The organism is Leifsonia sp. 115AMFTsu3.1, assembly GCF_004362795.1.
In the GTDB taxonomy this organism is placed as follows: domain Bacteria; phylum Actinomycetota; class Actinomycetes; order Actinomycetales; family Microbacteriaceae; genus Leifsonia.
Window position 1 is genome coordinate 2,045,351 of record NZ_SNYB01000001.1, and the last position, 26,210, is coordinate 2,071,560.

Genomic DNA, 26,210 nt, shown 5'->3' on the forward strand with positions numbered 1-26,210 from the left:
CCTCAACCGGTCGGCTACCCGTCACCCGGCGGACGTCGCATCCGGCTGTGCACCCGGCTGCGCCGCATCCACCGGCTCGAAGTGGATGCGTCCACTCGGGATGTCGGCGGCCGTCACCCGCAGACGCACGCGGTCGCCGGGCTGCACGCCGTCCCACCGCGGGACGGACGCCGTGACGGCCGGGTCGTCCAGCTGCACTAGCACGGTGCCGTTGCGGACGGCGAGCACCGTGGTGTCCAGCACCGCTCCGATGCGTGAGCTAAGGAGCGCCGCCTCCACCCGGTCCACGGCACCGGCGTCCAGCTGCGCGGCCAGCCGGTTCGATGCACCCATGATCGACGGCAGCTCACCGAGCGACGCCCGCGCCCAGTCGGGCACCGGTCGCCCGGCGCAGAGCGCCTCGCAGACGACGAGCCCCCAGCGGTCGACGAGCCGGCGGAGCGGTGCAGTGACGTGGGCGTACGGCGCGGCGATGGCCGACTGCTGCGGGTCGGCGGGCGGCTCGCCGTCGAGGACGACGTAGCCCGCCCCGCGGAACAGCGCCGTCGCGGCCTGGAGCACGGCGGCCGCGTGCGGCTGCGCGCGGTCGAGCGAGCGCAGGTACTCGCCGTACGGAAGGCCCTCCGCCCAGGGAAGCCCGAGGGCGATCGTCTGGGCACGGAACGCGGCGAACGCCTCGGGTGACGGCGCGGGCATCGTGCGCAGGATGCCGACCCGGCCCTCCAGCATCAGCGCGGCCGCCGCCATCCCCGTCAGGAGCGAGACCTGGGCGTTCCACTCCTCGACAGGCAGCGTGGCGCGCCGCTGGAGGGTGTAGGCGCCGTCGCGGAAGACGATCTCCTCGTCCGGCGTGTTCAGGCTCGCGCCGCCGCGCTCACGCTCGCAGGCGATCCGGAGCGGCCCGACCACGCTCAGGAGTGCCAGCTCCTCCGGTGCCGAGCCGTCGTCGATCGCGGACTGCGCCTCCTGGTAGCTCCACTGGCGACGGGATCGGATGCGGGCGCGAGAGACGTGCGCCGAGGTCTGATGGCCGGTCGCGTCGAGCGCGATGTCCCAGACGTAGGCGCCGCGGACGACATCGGGAAGCAACGAGCCGGCATCCTCGCCGATCGCCGCCGGGTGCAGCGGCACCCGGCCGTCCGGCGCGTACAGGGTCTGCCCGCGGCGGCGGGCCTCCGCATCCACGGCGCCTTCCGGACGCACGAGGGTCGGCACGTCCGCGATCGCATAGAGCACGCGGAAGCCGTCGGCGGTGCGGGCGAGGTGGAGCGCCTGATCGAGGTCGGTGGATCCGGCGGGGTCGATGGTGAGGAACGGCACGTCGGTCAGATCCGCGTCCGGGAGGGGAGGCGCGGCGGCGACCGCGCGCGCCTCCGCCTCGACCGGCTCCGGGAAACCGTCCGGGAGCCCGAGCTCGTGGCGGAAAGCCGCGAGCGAGGCGGCGAGGGGAGCGGCGGAGGCGGAATCGACGACGCGGGTCCGGCGGTCGGGCATGCCCCCACCGTAGTCTCCACGCGCGTGCGGGCTGTCGCGTGCCCTCTAACATGGAACGGTGCCTACACGCTTGAGCAACTACTTCCTCCGCACCCTCCGTGAAGACCCCTCCGACGCCGAGGTCACCAGTCACCGCCTGCTGGTCCGCGCCGGGTACATCCGCCGCCAGGCGCCGGGGATCTTCGCGTGGCTGCCGCTGGGGTTGCGCGTGAAGGAGAAGATCGAGCGGATCATCCGCGAGGAGATGGCGGCCGCCGGAGCGCACGAGGTGCACTTCCCCGCGCTGCTGCCTCGCGAGCCCTACGAGGCCACCGGTCGCTGGGAGGAGTACGGCGACGGCATCTTCCGCCTCAAAGACCGGAAGGGCGCCGACTACCTGCTGGCTCCGACCCACGAGGAGGTCTTCACCCTGCTGGTGAAGGACCTCTACTCGTCGTACAAGGACCTCCCGCTCACGATCTTCCAGATCCAGGACAAGTACCGCGACGAGGCACGTCCGCGGGCCGGCCTCCTGCGCGGGCGCGAGTTCACGATGAAGGACGCCTACTCGTTCGACTACACCGACGCGGGCCTCGACACGAGCTACATGGCGCAGCGCGACGCCTACGAGCGCATCTTCACGCGTCTCGGCCTCTCGTACGTGATCGTCCAGGCGGATGCCGGGGCGATGGGAGGCTCGCGGTCGGAGGAGTTCCTCCACCCGACCGTCGTCGGAGAAGACACGTTCGTTCGGTCGCCCGGGGGCTATGCGGCGAACGTCGAGGCGTTCACGACACTCGCGCCGCCCACGCGCTCCTACGAGAAGCTGACGCCCCAGGAGGTGCTGGACACCCCCGGAACGCCGACCATCCAGTCGCTGGTCGAGCTCGCCAACGAGAAGCACCCGCGGCCCGACGGCCGCTCGTGGACGGCCGCGGACACCCTGAAGAACGTCGTGCTCGCGCTGACGCACCTCGACGGCACGCGCGACCTGGTGATCGTCGGGCTGCCCGGCGACCGCGAGGTCGACATGAAGCGCGCAGAGGTGGCCTTCGCGCCCGCCGAGGTCGAGGCCGCGACGGACGAGGACTTCGCGAAGCATCCCGGCCTCGTGAAGGGGTACATCGGACCCTGGTCTGCCGAAGGCCCCGTCCTGGGTGAGGAGTCAGCGACCGGCATCCGCTACGTCGTCGACCCGCGCGTCGTCGACGGCTCCGGCTGGATCACGGGCGCGAACATCGAGGGCAAGCACGTCTTCGGACTCGTCGCCGGCCGCGACTTCGGCTGGGACGGCGTGGTCGAGGCCGCCGAGGTCAAGGCGGGCGATCCCGCACCCGACGGCTCCGGACCCGTCGAGCTGGCTCGCGGCATGGAGATCGGCCACGTCTTCCAGCTCGGCCGCAAGTACGCGGAAGCCCTCGGGCTCAAGGTGCTCGACGAGAACGGCAAGCTGGTCACCGTGACCATGGGGTCCTACGGCATCGGCGTGACGCGCATCCTCGCGATCATCGCGGAGGAGAACAACGACGACCGCGGCCTGGTGTGGCCCGAGTCGGTCTCGCCGTTCGACGTGCACGTCGTGGCGGCCGGACGTGAGCAGGTCGCCTACGACGTGGCGGAGGAGGTCGTCGCCCAGCTGGAGGACGCCCGCCTCGACGTGCTCTACGACGACCGGCCGAAGGTCTCGCCCGGTGTGAAGTTCGGCGACGCCGAGCTGATCGGCATCCCGCGCGTTCTCGTCGTCGGCCGCGGCGCCGCCGAGGGCGAGGTCGAGTTGTGGGACCGCCGCTCGGGCGACCGCCGGACGCTGTCCATCGCGGAAGCCGTGGCGGAGCTCACGGCGTAGCGGACGAGGGAGCTCAGCCGGTCACGCGTCGTCGCCGGCGATCTCCACGTGGATGCGGCGGAGATCCTCCACCAGGGAGCCGATCAGCACCCAGTGGCGCGGGTCGGGCGTCGCGACCGTGAGAGGCGCGGTGAGCACCGGGATGCCGGCCGTCTCGGTCCCGGGCTCGACGATCGGTTCGTCGGGGTCGCGCGCCAGCAGCCGGAGGTCGTGGGCAGCGCGATCGAGCTCGTCGGCGATCGCGTGGATGGTCGGCTCGCCCGCGAGGCTGTCGTCGTAGTGGTCGTGGTAGGCCCGCGTCATCCCGAGTGTGCGGTTGATCAACGGCCGCAACCGGTCGAAGAGCTCCTGGTCGTGCTGCAGGAAGACCCGGTGCTTGCGTTGCCGCGGATTCAGCGACAGGCTCTCGTCTGCTGCGGTCAACGCCGACTGCGCCTTGGTCTCCATCGGGCGGAGCAGCCGCGCCTCGATGAGGAGCGCATCCAGCTCGCCACGGGTGTGCGTCGTGGTCAGGGCGTCCGCCAGGCGCTCGAGAGTCGAGGCGGTCTCGCGCCCGAGCGCGATCACGGCCTGACGTGCGGGCGCCGTCAGCACCGGCGGCACGATGGCCACGTTGACGACGACGCCGATGACCGCGCCGATCACCGTCTCCACGATCCGGGCGAGCGCGTACTCCGGGTCGGATGCGCCGATCGCAAGCACCAGCATCGCCGTGATCGGCACCTGGTTCGCGGTCCCGGGCGTCAGCCGTAGCGCCCAGGCGAGGAGGACCGACACGACGACCGCGAGCAGCACGATCCAGCTGTTCGTCCCGAAGGCGAGACCGATCAGGTAAGCGATCACGACGCCGACGATCACGCCGATCGAGCGCTCGATCGCGCGCCCGACGGACTGGTTGACGCTCGGCTGCACGACCAGCAGCGCCGCGATCGTCGCGAAGATCGGCAGTTCGCCGTGCACGAAGATGCTCGCCACGGCCCAGGCGAGGATCATGGCGACGGCGGTCTTCACCACCTGCAGGAACGGCGCGCGGGTCGAGGTGCGGATGGTGGCGGGGAGGGCGATCCCCGCCGGGAGCCGGCTTCCGGACGATCTGGTGCGTGCCACCCCTCAACGCTACCCGGCGGCGTACGACGTGTACGCGCGCACCGACCGCTGCAGCTGCGCCTCCCGAGCGGCGCTCAGCGGGGCGAACGGCAGGGGCGTGACGCGCCCGCCGTCGCGGCGCCAGGTTCCGACGACCCGGCCTCCGGCCACGATGATCGGCTGGAAGATGCCGTTGTTGCCCGGGACGATCAGCTCCCAGTGCCCTTCGTCGAGGATCGGAGAGCGATCCTGGTACCCGAGCAGGTACTCGTCGAACCCGGGCAGCAGGTGCACCGCATCCTTCTCGCCGCGTGTCGGGGGAGTGGATGCCGCACGGTCGGCCAGCTCGGCGGTCAGCACGTACTCCACACCGTCGACCTCGAGGGTCGTCAGCGCATCCCCGAGCACCGCACGCGCCGTCCTCGCGCCCGCGACCGTGCCCTTCGTCCACCACACGAAGTCCTTCACCGTCGCCGGACCGTGCCCCTGCAGGTAGCGGAAGAGGAACTGCGCGACCGCGTCGTCCGGTTCGAGGGCCGGTGGTGCGGGCGCCCACTCGTCGAGGAGCACCAGCGCCTGCGTCGGGTTGCCGTTGCCCGCGCGGACCACGGGACCCCAGCACAGCAGCCCGGTCTGGGCGAGGTAGTAGATCAGGTGATAGCCGCGCTGGCCCGTGGTGGCTATGCCTGCGTCCTCCCACAGCTGCATCACCTCGGCGCGGCCGATGCTCCGGCCGCCGGCGAGCGCCGCCGTGACGATGTCGGCGGCGCGCGCGAAGTCGGCTGCGGTCAGTTCGAGCTGCTGCTGACGCCGCGCAAGACCGGCGACGATGCGGTCGGCGGTGACCGACAGCATCCAACGCAGGTCCTCCGGCGGGACGAAGTGCAGTGTTCCGCGCATGGGCCACGATCGGATGATGCGGCCGGCATCGAGCGCCGTCAGCACGTCGCTCTGCTGAGCGCCCGTGGTGCGCAGTGCGAGCGCCCAGCAGCCCGCGGCGAAGTCCTGACCCTGCAGGGCCAGCATGCGCCGCGCGACCGAGGTCACGTCGGGCTCCCGCGGACCGTCGATCGCCTGGGCGAGCCGGCGGAGGCGGAGCAGATCGGAGCGGCGGGCGGGCATGGGAGTCAGCTTGCCAGGGACCGCCGACACGCGCATCCCGCGCGAGGCGAGGCGCGGTGGGCGCTCCGGACGGCTAGCGGAGCAGGCCGAGCTCGGTCAGCTGTTCGCTGAGACCGGCGCCGTCCGGCGAGTACACCCATGGGGTCCCGGACAGCTCCGCGTGCTTGTCGGCCTTCGACCGGCCACCCGCGAGCACCGCCTCGCCGCTGGACAGCTGGCGGATGGCCACGGCGGCGACGTTCTCCGGATGCTCCGTGGTGAATTCGCCGTAGAGGTCCTCGTCGTGCTGGCCGTCGTCGCCGATGAGCAGCCACTTGAGCCCGGGGAACTCTTCGGCCAGGCGGGCGAGGCTCGTGCGCTTGTGCTCGCGCCCGCTGCGGAACCATCGGTCGTGCGTCGGGCCCCAATCCGTCAGCAGCAGCGGACCGGCGGGGAAGAGGTTGCGGTTCAGGAACCGGGTGAGCGTCGGCGCGACGTTCCAGGCGCCCGTCGAGAGGTAGATCACGGGTGCGCCCGGATGAGATGCGGCCAGCCGCTCGAGGAGGACCGCCATGCCCGGCGTGGGCACGCGCGCGTGCTCATCCAGCACGAAGGTGTTCCAGGCCGCGAGCAGCGGGCGGGGGAGCGCCGTGACCATCACCGTGTCGTCGACGTCGGAGATGATGCCGAAGGTCGCCTTCGGATCGACGATGAACACCGGAGCCTCGAACACCCGCGCCGATTCCGAGGTGGAGAGCTTGATCGTGTGCCACCCGGGGGCGAGCTGCACCGGGACGACCGTGTCGATGACGCCGCCACGGTCGGTGACGACCTCGTGCCGGTCGCCCTCGATCTCGACCGTCACCGTCGTCTCCGCCAGCGGGACGCTGATGAAGGAGCGCCAGCCGCGCACCGACTCCTCGCGCTTGCGGTGCAGACGCTCGGCGCGACTGCCCGGCCGCGGGTCCTTCGCGAGCACGACGCGGCCCAGGATGCGCACCCAGCTCGGCGAGCCGTATCCGGTGTACGGGACGATCGTCGCGAGGAATCCGCGCTTGCGGGCCCGGCGCGCACGGAACTCGTGGAACGCGTCCTCGATGCGCGCGGCGCGGTGCATGATGGGCTCGACCGCTGCGCTACGACGGACGACGGAGTCGCCGGAGACGTGCTCGGGGCGCGATTCGGGGGAGGGCATCTGAGTCATTTTCTCATGGAGTGAACGTGCACACGAATGCATCCCCCAGATCTGGGGGACATTTCTGCGGCGCGTCGAAGGGTATTCCCCAGCGGAAGTGAGGTTTCCCCGAATATGATCCCGTTAGTGCGACGGTGATCCCGTCGCCGGGCTGGGGACCCGCACCACCACCTTGTTCGAGAGAAAGAAGGAGCCGCCCTCGTGCCCATCAACGATCTGGTCGCCGGTCAGAACACCGTCGGAGCGCCGCTCGTGCGCACGGAACCGATCCAGGAGCGCAGCGCAGCGCGCATCGACGCCCTCCTGGACGCCGCCGCCGAAGTGGTCGACGAGATCGGCTTCGATCGGCTCACCACCGCGATGGTGGCCGAACGAGCCGGTGCCTCCATCGGGACCGTGTACCGGTATTTCCCGGACCGCATCGTGCTGTTGCAGGCACTGCGCGACCGCGCGCTGCTGCGGTACCGCCGCTCGGTCGTCGAGGCGATCGACGCCCAGTCGCCCGAGCACTGGTGGAACGCCGTGGAGTGCGCGATCGACGCGTTCGTCGACATGTTCCGCACCGAGAGCGGCTTCCGCATCATCCGCTTCTCGGGCGCCGAGCGCGCGGGTGCCGGCGAGGAGGACGTCGCTCAGGATACCGGCTTCGCAAATCAGTTCGCGCAGATCCTCGCGGACGAGTACGGGCTCCCGGCCGGAGGGGATCTGGCCTTCCGCCTCCAGGTCGTCGTCGAGATCATGGACTCCCTGATCACGCGCGCTTTCGTGGAGGACCCGAACGGCGACGAGCGCTACATCGCCGAGGCGAGGACGGTCGCCCGCGAGTACCTGGAGCGCCGGTTCGGCCCCGAGTCCTGACTCGGTGACCTGTTCGCCGGATTCTCTTCCGGCGGGAATGTCGGTGGTCGGTGGCAAGTTGCCATCCACACGGGCGCGCGTTCCGAACAAGGAGCGCACGTGCCGAACGGCCGTGACACCGACAGAAGGGGGGCCGGCAGTGCGACCGACCCTGAATGCCACAATTCGACGCATTCCATTGCGCAAACGGCCGGACGCTGTTTGGCTGGGTGAGATGGCCGCACCAGCTTCCGCATCCCGCGACACCGATATCGCAGCGACCCCGGCGACGGGAGCGCGCTCGTGATCGAGTTCCGCGATGTCACGAAGCGCTTCCCGGACGGGACGCTGGCCGTCGACGACTTCTCCCTGGTGATCCCGTCGCGCAAGATCACGGTGCTCGTCGGGTCGTCCGGCAGCGGCAAGACGACGATCCTCCGCATGATCAACCGGATGGTCGATCCGACCTCCGGGCAGATCGAGATCGACGGCGAGGATGTGCTGTCGCTCAAGCCCGTCGCCCTGCGCCGCTCGATCGGCTACGTGATGCAGAACTCGGGGCTGCTGCCGCACCGCAAGGTCGTCGACAACATCGCCACCGTCCCGCTGCTCAAAGGCGTAAAGAAGAAGGATGCGCGGGAGCGTGCACTCGAACTGATGGACACCGTGGGGCTCGAGCGCTCGCTCGCCGATCGGTACCCGAGCCAGTTGTCGGGCGGCCAGCAGCAGCGTGTGGGCGTCGCCCGCGGGCTCGCGGTCGACCCGAACATCCTGCTGATGGACGAGCCGTTCGGCGCCGTCGACCCGATCGTCCGCGACGATCTGCAGAACGAGCTGCTCCGCTTGCAGCGCGATCTCGACAAGACGGTCGTGTTCGTCACGCACGACATCGACGAGGCCTTCAAACTCGGCGACCAGGTCGTCATCTTCCGGAAGGGCGGCATCGTCGCGCAGAAGGGCACGCCCGCCGAGATCCTGGCCGACCCGGCCGACGAGTTCGTCGCATCCTTCGTCGGCGCCGACCGCGGACGACGGGCACTCCACGTCGAGGAGACGCCGACCGGTTCGGTGCTCGTCGACAGCGACGGCCGCGCCGCGGGCGTCCTCTCCGGCTCGCCGCGTGGCGCAGCCGCTCCCTCCGAGGCAAAGGCCGCGACCGTCTCGGTCGCGGGTGCTCCGGCGCAGGGTGAGGACGCGTCGTGAGCTTCTTGTGGTCGAATCTCGGCCAGGTCTGGAATCTCACGGTCACCCACGTGTGGCTCGCCGCTCTCCCGATCATCATCGGGTTCGTGGTGTCGCTGCCCATCGGGTGGGTGGCGAACCGCTATCGCTGGAGCCGCGGCGTGCTGCTGACGATCGGCGGCATCCTCTACACGATCCCGTCCCTGCCCCTGTTCTTCGCGATGCCCGCCCTGATCGGCACCCAGATCCTGTCGCCGCTCAACGTCGTGGTGGCGCTGAGCATCTACGCGCTCGCGCTGATGGTTCGCACGACAGCGGACGCACTGGGCTCCGTTCCCGGTGACGTGCTGCAGTCGGCGACCGCCGTCGGGTTCTCGGCCTGGCGCCGCTTCTGGTCCGTCGAGCTCCCGCTGGCCGGACCGGTGCTGCTCGCGGGCCTCCGGGTGGTGTCGGTCAGCACGGTCAGCCTCGTGAGCGTCGGAGCGCTTCTCGGCGTCCCGAACCTCGGCTACCTGTTCACGGACGGCCTCAACCGGTCGTACACCGAGGAGGTCCTGGTCGGCATCATCCTCATCATGGTGGTGGCGCTCGTCTTCGACCTGATCCTCGTGGGTCTCGGGCGCGTGCTGCTGCCCTGGACGCGATCCAACCGGCGAGCCGGCCGCCTCAGCAGGCGCGCAGCGATGAGGGCGGTGACCGGCGCATGACCGACATCCTGGCCGCCTTCGGGTGGATCGGCGACCCGACCAACTGGTCCGGGCCGAGCGGTATCCCCGCGCGTCTGGGCGAGCACATCGTCTATTCGCTGCTGACGCTGCTGCTCGCTGCGATCATCGCCCTGCCGATCGGTTTCGCCATCGGTCACTCCGGCCGCTTCCGCGGGCTCGCGGTCGGCGTGTCCGGGGCGCTGCGTGCGCTGCCGACACTGGGCCTCGTCATCTACCTGGCGCTGCTCACGACCAACCTGACCATCGTCCCGCCGCTGATCGCGCTCACGATCCTCGCGATCCCGCCGATCCTGGCCGGCGCGTACTCCGGCCTCGAGTCGGTGGACCGCGCTCCGATCGACGCCGCTCGCGCGATCGGGATGACCGGGTGGCAGGTGTTCACGAAGGTCGAGCTGCCGCTGTCGCTGCCGCTCGTGATCGGCGGCATCCGTTCGGGCGGCCTGCAGGTGATCGCCACCTGGACCGTCGCGGCCATCCTGCCGGTCGGCGGCCTCGGCCGATTCCTGTTCGACGGCATCGCCGTCCAGAACTACCCGGAGATCCTGGGCGGCTCCATCATCGTGGTCGCCCTCGCCCTCGTCGCGGACGGGCTGTTCGCCATCGTCCAGCGCCTCGTCGTGCCCCGCGGTGTCACCGCCGGACGCGTCCGCGACAGCGCGGAAGGCGGCCGCTCGGCCGCCCGCCCGGTGCCGGAAGGCGCCCCCCCGACCTGACCCGTCCTGTCCAACCCAGCACACCAGCCTCCCGACCGGGAGCACCCAAGAGAAGAGAAGATCATGTTCGCATCGAAGAAGAGCCGCCTCGCGGCCGGCGTGCTCGCCGCCGGGGCGCTGCTCGCCCTCAGCGCCTGCTCGTCCGGTGGCGGCGCGTTCAGCAGCGACTCCGCCTCGTCCTCAAGCGACACCGTCACGGTCGGTTCGGCCGCGTTCGGCGAGTCCGAGATCCTCATGCAGATCTACGGCCAGGCGCTCGAGGCCAACGGCGTCAAGGTCGCGTACAAGCCGAGCATCGGCCAGCGCGACGTCTACCTGAAGGCGCTGCAGGACGGCTCCATCGACCTCATCCCCGAGTACAGCGGCAACCTGCTCCAGTTCTACGACAAGAACAGCACCGCCACCTCCAGCGACGACGTCTACGCCGGACTCAACGACGCCCTGCCGAAGGGCTTCGAGGTGCTCGACCAGTCGGAGGCGCAGGACGCCGACTCGTACAACGTCACCAAGGAGTTCTCGGAGAAGTGGGACGTGAAGAGCCTCGATGACCTCAAGAAGGTCACCGACCCGCTGACCGTCGGCGCCAACCCGGAGTTCCAGACCCGCCCGTACGGCATCCCCGGGCTGAAGTCGGCGTACGGCGTCACCGCGACGCTCAAGCCGATCAGCGACTCCGGCGGACCGCTGACCGTCGCCGCCCTCAAGAACGGCGACGTCCAGCTGGCCGACATCTACACGACGACCCCGGCCATCAAGGACAACGGATTCGTCACCCTGAAGGACCCGAAGAACCTGATCGCCGCGCAGAACATCGTGCCGCTGATCAACAGCAAGAAGGCGTCCGACAAGGTCAAGGACGTGCTGAACAAGGTGTCGAAGGAACTCACCACCGAGGACCTCATCGACATGAACGGCGAGAACCAGGGGTCGAGCAAGACCCAGCCGGACGCCGTCGCCAAGAAGTGGCTCCAGGACCACCCGATCAAGTAACGGTTCGGTCGGCTCCATCAAGCGGCGGCTCGGGTTCCCGGGCCGCCGCTTCCATGTGCCGGCTCTCGCGCTTGCCGAGCACCTTCTTGACCACGAACACCGCGATGATGAACAGCGCGATGACGGCGACGAAGGCGTATCCCGCCCAGTGCAGGTCACGCGACAGCTCGCGATAGCCGCCGGCCGCGGCCGAGCCGACGCTCACGTAGGCGAACGCCCAGAGCACGCAGGCGGGAGCCGTCCAGGCCATGAAGGTGCGGTACCGCATCGGGCTCATGCCCACGGTGAGCGGGATGAGCGAGTGCAGGACCGGGAGGAACCGCGACAGGAACACGGCGATCCCGCCGCGTCGCGCCAGGTACGCTTCGGCGCGGTCGAAGTTGCGGGTGCCGACGCGGCGACCGAACCGGCTGGTGCGGATGCGCGGGCCGAACCAGCGACCGAGCGCGAACCCGAGCGATTCGCCGCAGAGTGCTCCGACGATGACGACGGCGACCAGTGCGACGTACTCGACCGGGTTGGCCACGCCGGTGCTCGCGACCAGCACGATCGTGTCGCCCGGGACGATGAGCCCGATCAGGATGGACGTCTCGAGCAGGATGCCGAGCCCGGCCAGCAGTGTCCGGAGGACCGGGTCCACGCTCTGCACGAGGTCGAGCACCCAGGTCAGCGCGTCGTTCATGTCGTCCCTCCGGGCTGCGGCATAGCGGAAGCGTAGCGGCGCGGCCTGGCTCGTTGCTGCGAAGCCGGATGCGACCAGCGGCCGGATCAGCTGACGAGCACGACCACCGGCGGCACGACGACAAGCAGCACCGTCGTCACCACCACGGTCGCGCGCAGCACGGGCCCGACCGTCCGGCGGCCGTCGGCCAGGCGCTCCTCGCGTGCGACGAGGGCGGCGCGCCGCTGCTCCGGCGTCCGGCGATCCTTGGGAGCGCCGAGGACGGCGCCCGCCTGCCCTGTCTCGTCGACGAGTCGGATCGCCCCCGCGAGCACGCGGTCTCCCGCCTCGTGGCGCGCGGTGTCGTCGGCGAGCATCTCCAGGAGCAGCGCGACGGCGTCCTGCGCGCGGGTGGCGATGGGGAACCAGGGGAGGGCGCGCTTCCAGGAGCGGAACGCATCCAGCAGCAGGTGGTGCTTCTGCCGCAGATGGGCGCGCTCGTGGGCGACCACCGCATCCAGCTGGTCGGGGGAGAGCAGCGCGATCATGCCCTCGGAGAGCACAGTGACGCTGCGCGCGCCCGGCAGGCAGTATGCGGCCGGCGCGGGATGGTCGATCACCCGGGTGGTCGGAGCGTCCGGCAGGGGAGAGGACAGCAGCCGTAGCAGCTCCATATGCCGGTGGCGCTGGTTGCGGCTGCGAACGGAGGTGAGCGCGAGGTTCAGGAGGAGGTGGGCCGTCAGCAGCACGGCCGCGCTCAGGAGGAAGGCGTTGAGGAGGCTGGCGTCCGGCGGCAGGGGTCCGTGGAACAGCGACGCGGCCGCTCCGCCGATGCGCGACCACAGGTCGTCGCCGAACGGCTGCAGTCCCGCCAGCAGCAGTGAGCCGATCATCGAGATGCCTCCCGCGAGGGCGATCGACTGCCAGAGGGCGACGGCCAGCACGGGGGCGGCGGAGGGCCACTTGGCGCGCGCGAGCAGCAGCGGCACAGGCCAGGCGAGCGCGATGGCGAGCGCGCCCAGGAAGATCGCGCCGGCGAGCCCGGCGGCGGGGTCGCTGCTCACACGCTGCGGGCGTCGAGCAGGCGGCGCAGCACCTCGGCTTCGGACTCGTCGACCGAGCCGACGAAGTAGGCGAGCGCCTCGGTGCGGTCGGAGGACGACTCCAGGACTTCGCGCATCAGATCGGCGACGTGACCGGCGCGGGTCAGGGCGGCGTAGTACAGGTGCGGCCGGGCGTCGCGGTCGCGGGCGACGAAGCCCTTGGCCTCGAGCCGGGAGAGGACGGTGAGGATCGTCGTGAGCGCCGGTGCCTTGCCGGTCTCGCGGGCCGCCGCTAGCTTGTCGCGTAGCTCACCCGCGGTGATGGGGGCGTCGCCGTCCCACAGGGCGTCCATGACGGCCCGTTCGAGTTCTCCGAGATTGGCCACGAATCCAGAGTAGCGCGAACAGGCTGAGAATGTTCTACACTTCGTAGAAGTTCAGTTCTACAATGTGTAGAAGAGGCGAAGGGAACTCACGTGAACGAACTGCTGGACCCGCTCCTACTCTCGCGTTGGCAGTTCGGGCTCACCACGATCTACCACTTCCTGTTCGTGCCGCTGACGATCGGCCTGGTCACCTGCACCGCGATCTTCCAGACGGCCTGGTACCGCACGGGGAAGGCGCACTACCTGCAGCTGACCCACTTCTTCGGCAAGATCTTCCTGATCAACTTCGCGATGGGCGTGGTGACCGGCATCGTGCAGGAGTTCCAGTTCGGCATGAACTGGTCCGACTACTCGCGCTTCGTCGGCGACATCTTCGGCGCTCCGCTCGCCCTGGAGGGGCTGCTCGCGTTCTTCCTGGAGGCGACGTTCATCGGGCTGTGGATCTTCGGGTGGGACCGCCTCCCGAAGGGGCTGCACCTGGCGACCATCTGGATCGTGTCGGTGGGCAGCATCCTCTCGGCCTACTTCATCCTCGCGGCGAACGCCTTCATGCAGAACCCGGTCGGCTATCACCTGAACGCCGCCAAGGGCCGGGCGGAGCTCACGGATCTCTGGGCCGTGCTCACGAACAAGGTCGCCCTCGCCGCCTTCCCGCACACGATCTTCGGCTGCTTCATGGTCTCGGCCGGCCTCATCATCGCCGTCGCCGCCTGGCACCTCTCGCGCAACAACCACCTCGAGACGATGCGACCAGCGCTCACGTTCGGCCTCTGGCTGATGGTCGGCGCCGGGATCGGCACGGTCCTGAGCGGCGACCAGCTCGGTCTCGCCATGGTCGAGACGCAGCCGATGAAGATGGCCGCCGCGGAAGCGCTCTACAAGACCTCGACCGGAGCCGACGCCTCCTTCTCGATCTTCACCCTCGGCACGCCGGACGGCGTGCACGAACTGTTCTCGATCCGCGTGCCGTACCTGCTGTCGTTCCTGTCGACGCACAGCCTGAACGGCACCGTCGAGGGCATCAACGACCTGCAGGCGCAGTACACGCAGCTCTACGGCCCCGGCGACTACACGCCGACCATCTGGATCACCTACTGGGCGTTCCGCTGGATGATCGGCCTCGGGATGCTCCACGTCGCCATCGCCGTCGTCGGCCTCTGGCTGACCCGCAAGGGCCGCACTCCCACCCGCGCCTGGCAGTGGAAGATCGCGATCTGGGCCATGCCGCTCTCGCTGCTGGCGATGATCGTCGGCTGGATCTTCACCGAGATGGGGCGGCAGCCGTGGATCGTGTTCAGCCTCATGAAGACGGCCGACGGCGTCTCGCCCGGCACGACCGGACTCGAGGTGCTGATCTCGCTCGTCGCCTTCACCGCCATCTACGGCACCCTCGCGGTCGTCGAGTTCAAGCTCATCAAGCGCGCCGCCCAGAAGGGCCCCGAGCCGATCGAGAAGCACCTCGACGACGCCGGCGAGCCCATCCCCGTCGCCACGGTCTACTAGGAGGAGCACGACAATGGATCTCGCAGTTCTCTGGTTCGGCATCGTCGCGTTCTTCTTCGTGGGCTACTTCGTGCTCGACGGCTTCGACTTCGGGGTGGGGATGGCGCTGCCGTTCCTCGGCCGCGACGACGTCGACCGCCGCGTGATGATCAACACCATCGGCCCGGTCTGGGACCTCAATGAGACGTGGGTCATCGTCGGAGGCGCTGCGTTGTTCGCGGCCTTCCCCGAGTGGTACGCCACGCTGTTCAGCGGCTTCTACCTGGCGCTGCTGCTCATCCTGCTCGCGCTGATCGTGCGCGGCGTGTCGTTCGAGTACCGGCACCAGCGCGCCGGCGCCCGGTGGAAGAAGTGGTTCGACGGGATGATCATCGTCGGCTCCGCGGTCCCCGCGTTCCTCTGGGGCGTCGCGTTCGCGAACATCGTGCAGGGCGTCGCGCTCAACGCCAACCACGACTACACGGGGACGCTGTTCGACCTCCTGAACGGCTACGCGATCGTCGGCGGCCTGACGACCCTCCTGCTGTTCTTCACTCACGGCGTCGTCTTCATCTCGCTGAAGACGGATGGCGACCTCCGCGTCCGGGCACGGCGGCTCGCCGCGCGCTCGGGGGCTGTGGCCATCGTGGTCGCTGCGGTGTTCCTCGGCTGGACCGCGATCTCGCACTTCTCGCCGGTGTTCCTCGCGCTTGCGATCTTCGCCGCGGTGGCGCTGGTCGCCTCCTGGATCGCCAACCTGCGCGGGGCGGAGGGATGGTCGTTCGGGTTCATGGCGGCGACCATCGCCCTCGCCGTCGTGTCCCTGTTCGCAGCGCTGTTCCCCGATGTGATGCCCTCCTCGCCGAACCCGGAGAACAGCCTCACCATTGCGAACGCGTCCAGTTCGCAGACCACGCTGACGATCATGACGTGGGTCGCGGCGATCTTCCTTCCACTGATCCTCGTCTACCAGGGCTTCACCTACTGGATCTTCCGCAAGCGGGTGACGCGGGACCACATCCCACAGGAGGCGCCGGAGGCCGGTGGCACCGACGACACGCAGCAACCCGTGACGGCCTGACGTGCGCCCGCTCGACCCCCGGCTCCTGCGGTACGCCTCGGCGACCCGCGGCACGCTCGCCGCGGGCGCCGGGCTCGCGGTGCTGCAGACCGCATCCATCATCGCCTTCGCCTGGCTGCTGACGGATGTCGTGGTGCGCGCGATCGCCGGGGAGCCGCTCGCGAGCCTCAGCCCGACCATCGGCCTGCTGGGTCTCGTCGTGGTCGTGCGCGCGGGGCTGCTGTGGGCGGTCGAGTCGGTGTCGTCCCGCGGCGGAGCGCGCGTCGTCGGGCAGCTGCGGGAGCGCCTGGTCGCGGCGGTCGGACGGCTCGGCCCGGGGTGGGTCTCCCGCAGGAGCACCGCCGACGTCACGCTCGTCGCCGGCCACGGCATGGACGCGCTCGACGGCTATTTCGCGAAGTACCTGCCGCAGCTGATCGGCACCGCCATCGCGACGCCGCTCCTGGTGCTGACGATCGGCTGGCGCGACCTCACCAGCGGGATCATCCTCGTGATCACGCTCCCGCTCATCCCGGTGTTCATGGTGCTGGTCGGCTGGGCGACCCAGGCGGCGCAGAAGCGGCAGTGGCGGGCGCTCTCCACCCTCTCGAGCGGCTTCCTGGATGTGGTCGCCGGGCTCTCGACGCTGAAGCTGTTCGGGCGGCAGCACCGCCAGGAGGCGCGGATCCGCCAGGTGAGCGAGCAGTATCGCGTTCACACCATGCGGGTGCTGCGCATGTCGTTCCTCTCGGGGTTCGTGCTGGAACTGGCCGCGAGCCTGTCGGTGGCGGTGATCGCTGTCACGATCGGTCTGCGACTGCTGGGAGGCTCGCTCGACCTCTCGATCGGACTGTTCGTGCTGCTGCTCGCGCCCGAGGCGTTCCTGCCGCTGCGCAACGTGGGCGCGAGCTACCACGCAGCCGCGGAGGGCATCGAGGCGGCGTCGAACGCGTTCGAGGTGATCGAGGCGGCGGAAGCCGTGGACGCTGTGACGCCGGATGCGGATGTCGCCGCCGGGACCGGACTGGTGTTCGAGGACGTGCGGATCGCGTACGACGGACGGGCGGTCGTCGAAGGCTTCAGTGCTGCGGTGCCGCCGGGGACGTTCGCGGTGCTCCGGGCGCCGAGCGGGGCCGGCAAGTCGAGCCTGGTGAGCGCGGTGCTGGGCTTCACCGCGTACGAGGGCCGCATCCACGCGGGCGGCCGGACCGACGCGGTGGGGCGACGCGAGGCGATCGCGTGGGCCGGGCAGCGGCCCGGACTGCTCGCCGGGAGCATCGCGTCGAACGTCGCGCTTGGCGACGCGTCGGACGCTTCCGGCACGGATGCATGGGTCGCCGACGCGCTGCGGGATGCCGCCGCCACCGAGCTCGACCCGACTCTGGAGCTCGGCCCCGGCGGGTCGGGGCTGTCCGGCGGCCAGGCCCAGCGGGTCGCGGTCGCCCGGGCGCTGTACCGCCTGCGGTCGCGTCGGTGCCCTGTGCTGATCCTGGACGAGCCGACCTCGGCGCTCGACGCGGAGACGGAGGCCCGCCTGCTTCGTGCGGTGCGGCGTGCGGCGGACGACGGCGCGGCGGTGCTGGTCGTGAGTCACCGGCCGGCGGTGGCGGAGGCGGCGGATGTCGTGCTCTCTCTCCCCGCGCGCGATGCGGGGGACGAGGCCGCCGCCCGCACGCAGTCCGAGGAGAGCGAGGTGTCCGGTGTCCGCTGAATCGACGCTCCGAGAGACGCAGGCGCAGGGTGCCGCGGACCCCGCGGAGGTGCGCCGCATCCTCCGGTTGGCCATCCCTTCCCCGGGCCGGCTGTGGGCCGCCATCGGGTTCGGGTTCCTGAGCGGCGGAAGCGCGGTCGCGCTGCTGGGCGTCTCGGCGTGGTTGATCACGCGGGCCTCGGAGCAGCCCGCGCTGATGTACCTGTCGGCCGCTGTCGTCGGCGTCCGGGCGTTCGCCCTCGGGCGCGCGTTCTTCCGCTATCTGGAGCGGCTGGCCGGGCACGACGCGGCCTTCCGGCAGCTCGGGACGGTGCGATCGCGCCTCTACGCACGACTGGAGCCGCTCGCGCCGGACGGACTGCGCGGTGTGCGCTCGGGCGATCTGCTGGCACGGCTGGCGGACGATGTGGACGAGCTTCAGAACCTCGCGCTGCGCGTGATCCAGCCGCTGGTGAGCGCGGGTCTGGTCGCCGTCGGCAGCATCGTCGCCGCCTTCCTGATCCTCCCGGCGGCAGGTGTCGCTCTGCTGGTCACGCTGGCGGTGGCCCTGGTCGCGGGGATGCTGGTGAACCGGTGGGTCGCGGGGGCCGCCGAGCGTCGCATCGCGCCGCTCCGGGCCGAGCTCAACGACGCCCTGCACGACCTGGTCGCGAACCTCGATGTCCTGACCGCCTACGGGGCGCTTCCCGCGGCGCAGGAGCGCGTGCGCGCGGCCGGTGAGCGGCTGACGGCGGCGTCGCGCACGCGGGCGGTGGGTCTCGGCCTGACCGCAGGCGTGGTGTCGCTCCTCGCGGGCGCGGCGACCGTCCTCGGGCTCTCGGGAGGCATCCCCGCGGTGAACGACGGCTCGCTCGACGCCCCGGGACTCGCCGTCGTGGCCCTGCTCCCGCTCGCGGTCTTCGAGGTCTTCGGCACCGTCCCGCTGGCGTTCGGCGCCTGGCGACGGGTGCGCGCGAGCGCGGAGCGGATCGCGTCGGCGGCGCCGATCGAGGTACCGGACGGCGTCCCGGTGGATGCGCCGGACGCCCGGGCGCTGATCGTGAGCGGTGCCGCCGGCGGCGTCCCAGAGGTGCGGCTCGACGGTGTGTCGGCGCACTGGCCCGACGACGATCACGACGTGCTGCGCGAGCTCGACCTGCGGCTGCGGCCGGGGGAGCGCGTCCTGCTCACCGGCCCGACCGGTGCAGGCAAGACAGCACTCGCCCACATCCTCACGCGCCTGATCGATCACACCGGCGACTACTCGATCGACGGTGTTCCGGCCCGCGACCTGCGCCAGGACGACGTGCGACGCGTGATCGGGCTGGTCGAGCAGCGTCCCTACCTGTTCGACTCCGACCTGCGCCAGAACCTGCTGTTCGCACGCGAAACGGCGACCGATGACGAACTGCTGGATGCGCTCGACCGGGTGGGACTGCGCGACTGGGCTCTCGCCCGCGGCGGACTGTCTGAGCCGGTCGGCGAGCGCGGCGCCCTGGTGTCGGGCGGTCAGGCCCAGCGGATCGCGCTCGCCCGCGCGCTCCTCGCCGACTTCCCCGTGCTCGTCGTCGACGAGCCCACCGCGAACGTCGACAGCGCGGTCGCGGATGCGATCGTGCGGGATGTGCTGCGGACCGCGGCGGAGGACGGCCGGACGGTGCTCCTGATCTCGCACACGGACGTTCCGACCGAGCTGGTGGATCGGGTGGTGCGGCTCGAGGACGGCGCGCTGGTCGCGTAGCGGGGTCGTTGCCGGGCCGAGCGGATCAGGGCAGCGGTCGCGCCAGCGCGGCGAACCGCGCGCGCCACGCGTCGGTCCGCGCGGGATCCTGCGCGAGAGCCGGCCCGCCCACCCACGCGCTGACGGCGCGGATGCCGTGTAGCGCGTTCACGGCCCACAGCACCGCGCCCTCCAACTCCGACGGCCGGACGGCCACATCCTCGACCGGGACGCCGAGTGCAGCGGCCACGCCCCGTACCGTGCGCGCGGCGACGCTGTCGACCCGAGGGAGCGAGAAGGGCGGCGCGAACAGTGCATCTCCGCGCCACCAGAGCAGTGCGGTCGTCGTGCCGTCCGACACGCGGCCGCGGTCGAGGATGATCGCCTCCTGCGCCCCGCGGCGCTGCACCCGCTGACGGAGCGCGCTGAGCCGATCGAGGTCCGGCCCCTTCAGGTGCGGGACGACGCGGGGGTCGGCGTCGGCGGTCGCGACCACCAGTTCGGAGGTCAGTTCTGGTGCCGTCCGAAGCCGGAACTGCAGGCGCAGGGCGTCGCGAGCACGCACGAGCTCCAACCGTGGAAACCAGTCGCCCTCACGCGGCAGCGAGCCGATCGCGGCATCCCAGAATGCGTCCACCTCGGCGCGGTCGGCGAAGCCCTGCTCGCGCACGGTCTCGGCGAACCGGCTGCGGTGCAGCCCGAGCGCCAGCACGCGGCCGTCGCGGACAAGGAACGAGTCGGCGGCGAGCAGCTCGGTCTCCGTGACCTCGCAGTCGTCGCGCACGCGGAGCTCACCGCCCGCCCAGTCGGCGAGAGAGCTGACCGGTCCGGTGCTGCGCGTGTCCACTCGCCTAGGCTAGTCCGGTGCTCACCCCGCTCCGCGTGCAGCCGCTCGACACCTGGGTCGACCCGGCCGACGCGTTCGCGACGCTGTTCGGCGGTGCGGACGGTGTGGATGCGGTCTGGCTCGACAGCGGGCCGGAGGCCCTCAGCGGGCGGTCGTACATCGGGACGGGCCGTGTGCGGATGACCGCGTCGGTCGCCGACGGCACGGTCACCGTCGACGGCGTGACGCAGCCCGGGGACGCGTTGGATGCCCTGGGCGCCGACCTGGCGGTGTGGCGCGGCGAGCAGGCCGAGCGCCTCGCCGCTCCGATCGGCTGGTGGGGGCGTCTTGGCTACGAGGCCGGTGCGTCGGCAGCCGGTGCGCCGGTCACGGTGCCGGAGCACGGCCGCACGACCGACGCATCCCTGCTCTTCGTCGACCGTGTTGTCGTCTTCGACCACGCCGACCGGACGATCGAGATCGTCGCCCCGGACGACGCCGACGGAACGGCCTGGATCGACGCGACCGTGCGCGCGCTGACGACCGCCGAAGGAGCCACTGACGCCTACCTGGCCGCGCATCCCATCCCGCAGTCCGTCGCTCACTGGCGCCACGACGACGATGCCTACCTCGCCGCGATCGAAGCATGTCAGGAGGCGATCAGGGCGGGCGATGCCTACCAGCTCTGCCTCACCAACCGCGTCACCGCGCGCAGCGCCGCCGACCCGCTCGCCGTGCACCTGCGGCTGCGGCGGGCGAGCCCGGCACCGTTCGCCGGCTTCGTGCGGATCGCCGGGGAGACGCTCGTGAGCTCGTCGCCGGAGGAGTTCCTGCGCGTCGACGGAGGTCGCGTCCGCACCCGCCCGATCAAGGGCACGCGCCCGCGTGGAGCGACCGTCGCCGCCGATGTCGAACTGCGCGCAGAGCTGGAGGCGAGCGAGAAGGAACGCGCCGAGAACGTGATGATCGTCGACCTGATGCGCAACGACCTCGGGCGGGTGTGCGAGGTCGGCTCCGTCGAGGTCACCCACCTGCTCGCGGTGGAGAGCTACGCGCAGGTCCACCAGCTGGTCTCGACGGTCGAGGGCCGGCTCCGCCCCGGACTCGGCGCGGTGGATGCGGTGGCCGCGTGTTTCCCGGCCGGCTCGATGACCGGGGCGCCCAAGCTGAGTGCCATGCGCATCCTGAACCGGCTGGAGGGCGGCCCGCGTGGGGCCTTCGCCGGGTGCTTCGGCTACCTGGGAGTAGACGGCACCGCACATCTCGCGATGGTGATCCGCAGCATCCACTTCAGCGGCGACGGCGTCGTGATCGGCGCGGGAGGCGGCATCACCGCGCTGTCCGTCCCCGCGGAGGAGCTGGCGGAGGTGCGCGTGAAGGCGGCCGCGCTGCTGGCGGCGGCCGGACTCAGCGGCGGGAGCACGCCCACGGCGAACTGAGGGCGCGCTGGGAACGGACTGGACGTCGCCGACGTTTAGTAGTCTGGAGTACCGGGCGCGCGCCGCCCGTCCTCTTCCGTGCCGCCAGAAATCCCGACGCGGCACGACGGAACCGAGATTGAGAGTCACGTGGCACACGAGCACGACGCAGCCGGCACCACGGCAGCGAGCACCCCCCAGCCGACCGGTCGCGCCCACGACGAGCGCGCCGCCTACGATTTCGCCGCCATCCAGGACAAGTGGCTCCCCGTCTGGGAAGAGCTGCGGCCGTTCGCGACCGACGACCCCGCCGACAGCCGCCCGCGCAAGTACATCCTCGACATGTTCCCGTACCCGTCCGGCGACCTGCACATGGGTCACGCCGAGGCGTACGCCCTGGGCGACGTGATCGCACGCTACTGGCGCCAGCAGGGCTTCAACGTGCTGCATCCCATCGGCTGGGACTCGTTCGGCCTGCCCGCCGAGAACGCCGCCATCAAGCGCGGCCTCGACCCGGCCGGCTGGACCAACGACAACATCGCCCAGCAGAAGGCGAGCATGCGCCGCTACGCGCCCAGCTTCGACTGGGACCGCGTGCTGCAGACCTCCGACCCGGCGTACTACCGCTGGAACCAGTGGCTGTTCCTGAAGCTGTACGAGAAGGGCCTGGCGTACCGCAAGGCGAGCCAGGTCAACTGGTGCCCGTTCGACCAGACGGTTCTGGCGAACGAGCAGGTCGTCGGCGGCCGCTGTGAGCGATGCGACAACCTGGTAACCAAGAAGAAGCTGACCCAGTGGTACTTCCGGATCACGGACTACGCCGACCGCCTGCTGGACGACCTGAACCAGCTGGAGGGCGCCTGGCCGTCGAAGGTGATCTCGATGCAGCGCAACTGGATCGGGCGGTCCACGGGTGCGGACGTCACGTTCCGCATCGAGGGCCGTGACGAGCCGGTGACCGTCTACACGACGCGTCCGGACACGCTGTACGGCGTGACGTTCATGGTGGTCGCGCCCGACTCCGACCTGGCCACCGAGCTGGTCGAGGGCGCGCGCCCCGAGGTTCGCAAGCGCTTCGACGACTACCTGGATGTGGTGCGCGGCACCACCGAGATGGACCGCCTGAGCACGGAGCGCGAGAAGACCGGCGTGTTCCTGGAGCGTCACGCGATCAACCCGCTGACCGGGGAGCGCATCCCCATCTGGGCCGCGGACTACGTGCTGAGCGACTACGGTCACGGCGCGATCATGGCCGTGCCCGCGCACGACCAGCGCGACCTCGACTTCGCGCGCGCCTTCGACCTGCCGGTGCGGGTCGTCGTCGATACGACGCAGCCGGTCACCGGTGCGATCCCGGTCATCCACACGGATCCGGAGACCGGCGAGCCGATCATGCCGGAGGAGGCAGCGCTCGAGAACCCGTCCGAGACGGGCGTCGCGCTGACCGGAGAGGGTCGCCTGATCAACTCGGGGCCGTTCGACGGCCTGAGCAAGTCCAACGCGATCCGTCGCGTGACGGAAGCGCTGCAGGCGTCGAACCTGGGCGCACCGGCGAAGAACTTCCGCCTGCGCGACTGGCTGATCTCGCGACAGCGCTACTGGGGCACGCCCATCCCGATCATCCACTGCGAGCAGTGCGGCGAGGTGCCGGTGCCCGAGTCGGAGCTGCCCGTGCTGCTGCCGCCGGCAGACGGCCTCGACCTGCAGCCGAAGGGCACCAGCCCGCTGGGCGGAGCGACCGACTGGGTCAACGTCTCGTGCCCGAACTGCGGCGGACCGGCCAAGCGCGACACGGACACGATGGACACGTTCGTGGACAGCTCCTGGTACTTCCTGCGGTTCCTGTCGGCGAACGACGACACCCAGGCGTTCGACCCGCGCGAGGCGGAGAAGTGGGCGCCGGTCGACCAGTACGTCGGAGGTGTGACCCACGCCATCCTGCACCTGCTGTACGCGCGCTTCATCACGAAGGTGCTGTTCGACCTGGGCTACATCAGCTTCACGGAGCCGTTCACGGCGCTGCTGAACCAGGGCCTGGTGCTGATGGACGGCTCGGCGATGTCGAAGTCGCGCGGCAACCTGGTGAAGCTGTCCGAGCAGCTGGACGAGCACGGTGTGGATGCGGTGCGCCTGACAATGGCGTTCGCCGGCCCGCCGGAGGACGACATCGACTGGGCGGACGTCTCGCCGTCGGGAAGCGCGAAGTTCCTGGCGCGTGCCTGGCGGATCGCGGACGACGTGACCAGCGCGCCCGACGTCGTCTGGAAGACGGGCGACCCGGCCCTGCGCCGCGTCACCCACCGCTTCCTGGCCGACGCGCCCGGACTGGTCGAGTCGTTCAAGTTCAACGTGGTCGTCGCCCGGCTGATGGAGCTGGTCAACGCCACGCGTAAGACGATCGACTCCGGGCCCGGTGCGGGCGACGCCGCCGTCCGCGAGGCCGCCGAGGTCATCGCGATGGCGCTGAACCTGTTCGCCCCGTACACCGCGGAGGACATGTGGGCGAAGCTCGGCTACGAGCCCTCGGTGGCACTGGCGCAGTGGCGCAAGCCCGACCCGACCCTGCTCATCGAGGAGTCGGTGACCGCGGTGGTGCAGGTGGACGGCAAGGTGCGCGACCGCCTGGAGGTCTCGCCGAAGATCGCGTCGGACGAGCTCGAGGCCCTGGCGCGCGGTTCCGAGGCCGTTGTGCGCTCGGTCGGCGACCGCGAGATCGTCAACGTGATCGTGCGCGCACCGCGACTGGTCAACATCGCGACGAAGCCGCGCGGCTGAGCGCAGCCCCCGTCTGAGCGGGCACGTCGTCGGAAGCGCCGGGTTGTTCACAGCCCGGCGCTTCCGTCGTCTCTCCACGGATGCGGTGGTGGTGGGGCTCTGTGGCGACGGTGCTTCGTAGCGTGAGGGGATGCGACACCGTGCCGACCCCTCAGCCGTCGGTTCCGGCGTACCCGAGCGGTCCGGTTCGGAGCGGGGGCCGGAGCCGGACGTCGGTGTCGAGAGCCTCGAGCCGATGGAGGAGGCCGACGGCCGGGGTTCGCGGCGGGTTCGTATCGGTGTTGGCGCGGCGATCGTGCTGGCGATCGTCGCAGCCGTGGTCGCCGTGCTGGTGTCGGCGACCGCGCAGCAAGGGGCGTCCATCGACCTCGGAGCGACGCTGCCGCCGTCCGCCGGCGCGAGCGGCCTGCCGACGTCGGGGCCGTCCGCGGCTGGCGGGCGGCTGCTCCTGCACGTCACGGGCGCGGTGCGGGAGCCCGGGCTCGTCGACCTCCCGGCGGGGTCCCGGGTGGTGGATGCGGTCGCCGCCGCCGGGGGAGCAGCCGACGGCGCCGACATCGCCGCGGTGAACCTCGCCCGGCCCGTCGCCGACGGAGAGCAGCTGGTGGTGCCGCGGATCGGCGAGCCGCCCCCGGTGGGCGGAGCTGCATCCGGTGGGCCGGCCGCAGGGACGGGCGGCGCGGGCGGTGCGACGGGTGCGCCTGGCGTGCCGGTGAATCTCAACACGGCGACACCGTCGGAGTTGGAGACGCTGCCGCGGATCGGACCGACGCTCGCTCAGCGGATCGTCGACTGGCGGGCAGCGAACGGCCGGTTCGGCGCCGTCACGGACCTCCTGAAGGTCTCCGGCATCGGGCAGAAGTTGTTCGACGGCCTCAAGGATCGGGTTGTCGTCTGATGCGTGTGGTCAGCCGAGGGCTTCCTCCAGCGCTTCCTGAAGGCGGTCGTCGACCATGATCGACACTTTGCCGTTCTCATCCATCGATGAGACTCGGGTGACCTGCTGATTGCGTGAGAACAGCACGTCGGCGGATATGACGCCGCCAGGGGGAAGGCCACCGCTGAGGACATGCTGGGTGAGACTCACCAGGTGCTCGACGGCGGCCATCGTCTCCGGCCCGGTGATGGGGACAGCGATGATCATGTGACGGTGTGGCAGGGTGAAAAGCGTCCCCAGGGGAGCGGCGCCGAGCACGGCGGGCAGGTTCGCGGCCTTCGACGCTGTGAACAGCGAGTCGCCGGCGATGACGTGGATCCCCTCGACAGGCTCGATGCGCTCGTCGACGGGTTCCCGGTCGGTGTTGAGCTGCCCGTACGCGTACAGCTCGTCCACGCTCAGAGCGAGGTCGTCGACGTCGGAGTCGTCGATGAACTTCACCGTGGTTGGAAAATCGACGCAGAGGGCGAGAATCAGATCATCGGTGAACGGTCGCGCATAGTGGAACGTCGGTTCGTTCGGGCCGCCCACGCCGCCGGGGAGGATCCGCGTTCGCACCTGCCGTCGCAACTGGTCGGCGGACAGCTGCGTGGCGGCCGGGGTGTTTCGTGCGTCGAGCAGATTGACGATGTGCTGGGTGACCACCGTCACAGCCTGATCTGCGGTCGCACCGTGGGTCTTGGCGAAGGCGTTGAAGAGCGGATACAGCTGGCCGTCGGCGGCGATCAGCCTGACGTCCTCCGGCTCGGCACCGTATTCGATAGTCGTCTCGACGCCTCGCTCAGCGAGAATCCGTCTGGCTGTTGAAGTCACCCATTCGATGCGATCCGCAGGCTGCGGCTCGTCCTTGCGGCGTCGAAACAATCCCAATGGTCCTCCCCGTGTCGTCGTCAGCGTAGCAAGCGCATGCGGTCCGGGCGTCGCATCGACGACCCGAATATGCTCACTCCCGAGCACAGCGTCCGAGGTGTCAGGTCTCTGGGTCGACATCGGAGCGGGGCATCAACGTGCAACGCTTCGCCTAGTGGCTGACGGCGCCTTCACCGCGCGCAACCGACGCT

Annotated in this window: 22 protein-coding genes; 13 read left to right on the forward strand and 9 right to left on the reverse strand. The window is 70.5% G+C overall.

The window, feature by feature from the left end; genetic code table 11:
- Positions 1 to 21: 21 nt before the first annotated feature.
- Positions 22 to 1,494, reverse strand: coding sequence for an RNB domain-containing ribonuclease (locus tag AXZ95_RS09880; RefSeq protein ID WP_018190876.1), 1,473 nt, complete (start codon positions 1,492 to 1,494; stop codon positions 22 to 24).
- 58 nt (positions 1,495 to 1,552) lie between these two features.
- Here AXZ95_RS09880 and AXZ95_RS09885 point away from each other — a divergent pair, with 58 nt between their 5' ends.
- Complete coding sequence (locus AXZ95_RS09885; RefSeq protein WP_026307162.1) at positions 1,553 to 3,319, forward strand: proline--tRNA ligase; 1,767 nt, start codon at positions 1,553 to 1,555, stop codon at positions 3,317 to 3,319.
- Positions 3,320 to 3,340: 21 nt separating this feature from the next.
- Here the strand turns inward: AXZ95_RS09885 and AXZ95_RS09890 are convergent, their stop codons facing one another.
- The 3 genes from AXZ95_RS09890 to AXZ95_RS09900 all read right to left on the reverse strand — a co-directional run bounded on the left by AXZ95_RS09890 (position 3,341) and on the right by AXZ95_RS09900 (position 6,701).
- Positions 3,341 to 4,426, reverse strand: a complete 1,086-nt coding sequence (locus AXZ95_RS09890) for an FUSC family protein (RefSeq protein WP_018190878.1) — start codon at positions 4,424 to 4,426, stop codon at positions 3,341 to 3,343.
- A gap of 9 nt (positions 4,427 to 4,435) precedes the next feature.
- Positions 4,436 to 5,527 (reverse strand): winged helix DNA-binding domain-containing protein, encoded by a 1,092-nt coding sequence (locus AXZ95_RS09895; RefSeq protein WP_043742299.1) that lies wholly within the window; start codon positions 5,525 to 5,527, stop codon positions 4,436 to 4,438.
- A 73-nt stretch (positions 5,528 to 5,600) separates the two neighbouring features.
- A complete protein-coding gene (locus AXZ95_RS09900) occupies positions 5,601 to 6,701 on the reverse strand; it encodes a phosphatase domain-containing protein (protein WP_018190880.1) in 1,101 nt (366 codons plus the stop codon).
- A 201-nt stretch (positions 6,702 to 6,902) separates the two neighbouring features.
- Here AXZ95_RS09900 and AXZ95_RS09905 point away from each other — a divergent pair, with 201 nt between their 5' ends.
- From AXZ95_RS09905 to AXZ95_RS09925, 5 genes are all read left to right on the forward strand, one after another.
- Positions 6,903 to 7,559, forward strand: coding sequence for a TetR/AcrR family transcriptional regulator (locus AXZ95_RS09905; RefSeq protein WP_018190881.1), 657 nt, complete (start codon positions 6,903 to 6,905; stop codon positions 7,557 to 7,559).
- A 282-nt stretch (positions 7,560 to 7,841) separates the two neighbouring features.
- The gene (locus tag AXZ95_RS09910) at positions 7,842 to 8,741 is read left to right on the forward strand and encodes an ATP-binding cassette domain-containing protein (RefSeq protein WP_018190882.1); all 900 of its coding nucleotides are present in this window, start codon (positions 7,842 to 7,844) and stop codon (positions 8,739 to 8,741) included.
- On the forward strand, positions 8,738 to 9,427 hold the full coding sequence (locus AXZ95_RS09915) for an ABC transporter permease (protein ID WP_018190883.1): 690 nt from the start codon (positions 8,738 to 8,740) through the stop codon (positions 9,425 to 9,427). The genes AXZ95_RS09910 and AXZ95_RS09915 overlap by 4 nt, the downstream gene beginning before the upstream one ends.
- Positions 9,424 to 10,161: an ABC transporter permease gene (locus tag AXZ95_RS09920; RefSeq protein WP_018190884.1), complete on the forward strand. Its 738-nt coding sequence runs from the start codon at positions 9,424 to 9,426 to the stop codon at positions 10,159 to 10,161. Before AXZ95_RS09915 ends, AXZ95_RS09920 begins: the two co-directional genes overlap by 4 nt.
- Before the next feature lie 63 nt (positions 10,162 to 10,224).
- Complete coding sequence (locus AXZ95_RS09925; protein WP_018190885.1) at positions 10,225 to 11,151, forward strand: ABC transporter substrate-binding protein; 927 nt, start codon at positions 10,225 to 10,227, stop codon at positions 11,149 to 11,151.
- On the opposite strand, the gene AXZ95_RS09930 is transcribed toward AXZ95_RS09925, so the two are convergent.
- From AXZ95_RS09930 to AXZ95_RS09940, 3 genes are all read right to left on the reverse strand, one after another.
- Positions 11,144 to 11,833 (reverse strand): DedA family protein, encoded by a 690-nt coding sequence (locus tag AXZ95_RS09930; protein WP_018190886.1) that lies wholly within the window; start codon positions 11,831 to 11,833, stop codon positions 11,144 to 11,146. The two genes, AXZ95_RS09925 and AXZ95_RS09930, sit on opposite strands and share 8 nt — an antisense overlap.
- Positions 11,834 to 11,919: 86 nt before the next feature.
- Positions 11,920 to 12,876 (reverse strand): M56 family metallopeptidase, encoded by a 957-nt coding sequence (locus tag AXZ95_RS09935; protein WP_018190887.1) that lies wholly within the window; start codon positions 12,874 to 12,876, stop codon positions 11,920 to 11,922.
- On the reverse strand, positions 12,873 to 13,241 hold the full coding sequence (locus tag AXZ95_RS09940) for a BlaI/MecI/CopY family transcriptional regulator (protein ID WP_018190888.1): 369 nt from the start codon (positions 13,239 to 13,241) through the stop codon (positions 12,873 to 12,875). Before AXZ95_RS09940 ends, AXZ95_RS09935 begins: the two co-directional genes overlap by 4 nt.
- A gap of 90 nt (positions 13,242 to 13,331) precedes the next feature.
- Between AXZ95_RS09940 and AXZ95_RS09945 the strand changes: the two genes are divergently transcribed.
- The 4 genes from AXZ95_RS09945 to cydC are packed head-to-tail and all read left to right on the forward strand — an operon-like array spanning position 13,332 to position 19,214.
- The gene (locus tag AXZ95_RS09945; RefSeq protein WP_018190889.1) at positions 13,332 to 14,744 is read left to right on the forward strand and encodes a cytochrome ubiquinol oxidase subunit I; all 1,413 of its coding nucleotides are present in this window, start codon (positions 13,332 to 13,334) and stop codon (positions 14,742 to 14,744) included.
- 13 nt (positions 14,745 to 14,757) lie between these two features.
- Positions 14,758 to 15,804 (forward strand): cytochrome d ubiquinol oxidase subunit II, encoded by a 1,047-nt coding sequence (gene cydB, locus AXZ95_RS09950; RefSeq protein WP_018190890.1) that lies wholly within the window; start codon positions 14,758 to 14,760, stop codon positions 15,802 to 15,804.
- Position 15,805: 1 nt separating this feature from the next.
- Complete coding sequence (cydD, locus tag AXZ95_RS09955) at positions 15,806 to 17,494, forward strand: thiol reductant ABC exporter subunit CydD (RefSeq protein WP_018190891.1); 1,689 nt, start codon at positions 15,806 to 15,808, stop codon at positions 17,492 to 17,494.
- Positions 17,484 to 19,214 carry a thiol reductant ABC exporter subunit CydC gene (gene cydC / locus AXZ95_RS09960; protein ID WP_018190892.1) on the forward strand — a complete coding sequence of 577 codons (1,731 nt, stop codon included), beginning with the start codon at positions 17,484 to 17,486 and terminating at the stop codon, positions 19,212 to 19,214. The genes cydD and cydC overlap by 11 nt, the downstream gene beginning before the upstream one ends.
- 25 nt (positions 19,215 to 19,239) lie before the next feature.
- Here the strand turns inward: cydC and AXZ95_RS09965 are convergent, their stop codons facing one another.
- Positions 19,240 to 20,040 (reverse strand): aminotransferase class IV, encoded by an 801-nt coding sequence (locus AXZ95_RS09965; protein ID WP_018190893.1) that lies wholly within the window; start codon positions 20,038 to 20,040, stop codon positions 19,240 to 19,242.
- Positions 20,041 to 20,057: 17 nt separating this feature from the next.
- On the opposite strand from AXZ95_RS09965, the gene pabB reads away from it, so the two are divergent.
- The 3 genes from pabB to AXZ95_RS09980 all read left to right on the forward strand — a co-directional run bounded on the left by pabB (position 20,058) and on the right by AXZ95_RS09980 (position 25,110).
- On the forward strand, positions 20,058 to 21,458 hold the full coding sequence (gene pabB / locus AXZ95_RS09970) for an aminodeoxychorismate synthase component I (protein WP_018190894.1): 1,401 nt from the start codon (positions 20,058 to 20,060) through the stop codon (positions 21,456 to 21,458).
- 129 nt (positions 21,459 to 21,587) lie between these two features.
- Positions 21,588 to 24,212: a leucine--tRNA ligase gene (leuS, locus tag AXZ95_RS09975; protein WP_018190895.1), complete on the forward strand. Its 2,625-nt coding sequence runs from the start codon at positions 21,588 to 21,590 to the stop codon at positions 24,210 to 24,212.
- 130 nt (positions 24,213 to 24,342) lie between these two features.
- A complete protein-coding gene (locus AXZ95_RS09980; RefSeq protein WP_331272604.1) occupies positions 24,343 to 25,110 on the forward strand; it encodes a helix-hairpin-helix domain-containing protein in 768 nt (255 codons plus the stop codon).
- A 9-nt stretch (positions 25,111 to 25,119) separates the two neighbouring features.
- Here AXZ95_RS09980 and AXZ95_RS09985 read toward each other — a convergent pair whose 3' ends face one another.
- Positions 25,120 to 26,013 (reverse strand): hypothetical protein, encoded by an 894-nt coding sequence (locus tag AXZ95_RS09985; RefSeq protein ID WP_243737914.1) that lies wholly within the window; start codon positions 26,011 to 26,013, stop codon positions 25,120 to 25,122.
- Positions 26,014 to 26,210: the final 197 nt, after the last annotated feature.

Excerpts from the sequence above, each read along its gene's own strand:
- AXZ95_RS09880 (WP_018190876.1), bottom strand. The coding sequence starts at position 1,494 with ATGCCCGACCGCCGGACCCGCGTCGTCGATTCCGCCTCCGCCGCTCCC.
- AXZ95_RS09895 (WP_043742299.1), bottom strand. The coding sequence starts at position 5,527 with ATGCCCGCCCGCCGCTCCGATCTGCTCCGCCTCCGCCGGCTCGCCCAG.
- AXZ95_RS09900 (WP_018190880.1), bottom strand. The coding sequence starts at position 6,701 with ATGCCCTCCCCCGAATCGCGCCCCGAGCACGTCTCCGGCGACTCCGTC.
- AXZ95_RS09920 (WP_018190884.1), top strand. The coding sequence starts at position 9,424 with ATGACCGACATCCTGGCCGCCTTCGGGTGGATCGGCGACCCGACCAAC.
- AXZ95_RS09925 (WP_018190885.1), top strand. The coding sequence starts at position 10,225 with ATGTTCGCATCGAAGAAGAGCCGCCTCGCGGCCGGCGTGCTCGCCGCC.
- AXZ95_RS09930 (WP_018190886.1), bottom strand. The coding sequence starts at position 11,833 with ATGAACGACGCGCTGACCTGGGTGCTCGACCTCGTGCAGAGCGTGGAC.
- cydB (WP_018190890.1), top strand. The coding sequence starts at position 14,758 with ATGGATCTCGCAGTTCTCTGGTTCGGCATCGTCGCGTTCTTCTTCGTG.
- AXZ95_RS09980 (WP_331272604.1), top strand. The coding sequence starts at position 24,343 with ATGCGACACCGTGCCGACCCCTCAGCCGTCGGTTCCGGCGTACCCGAG.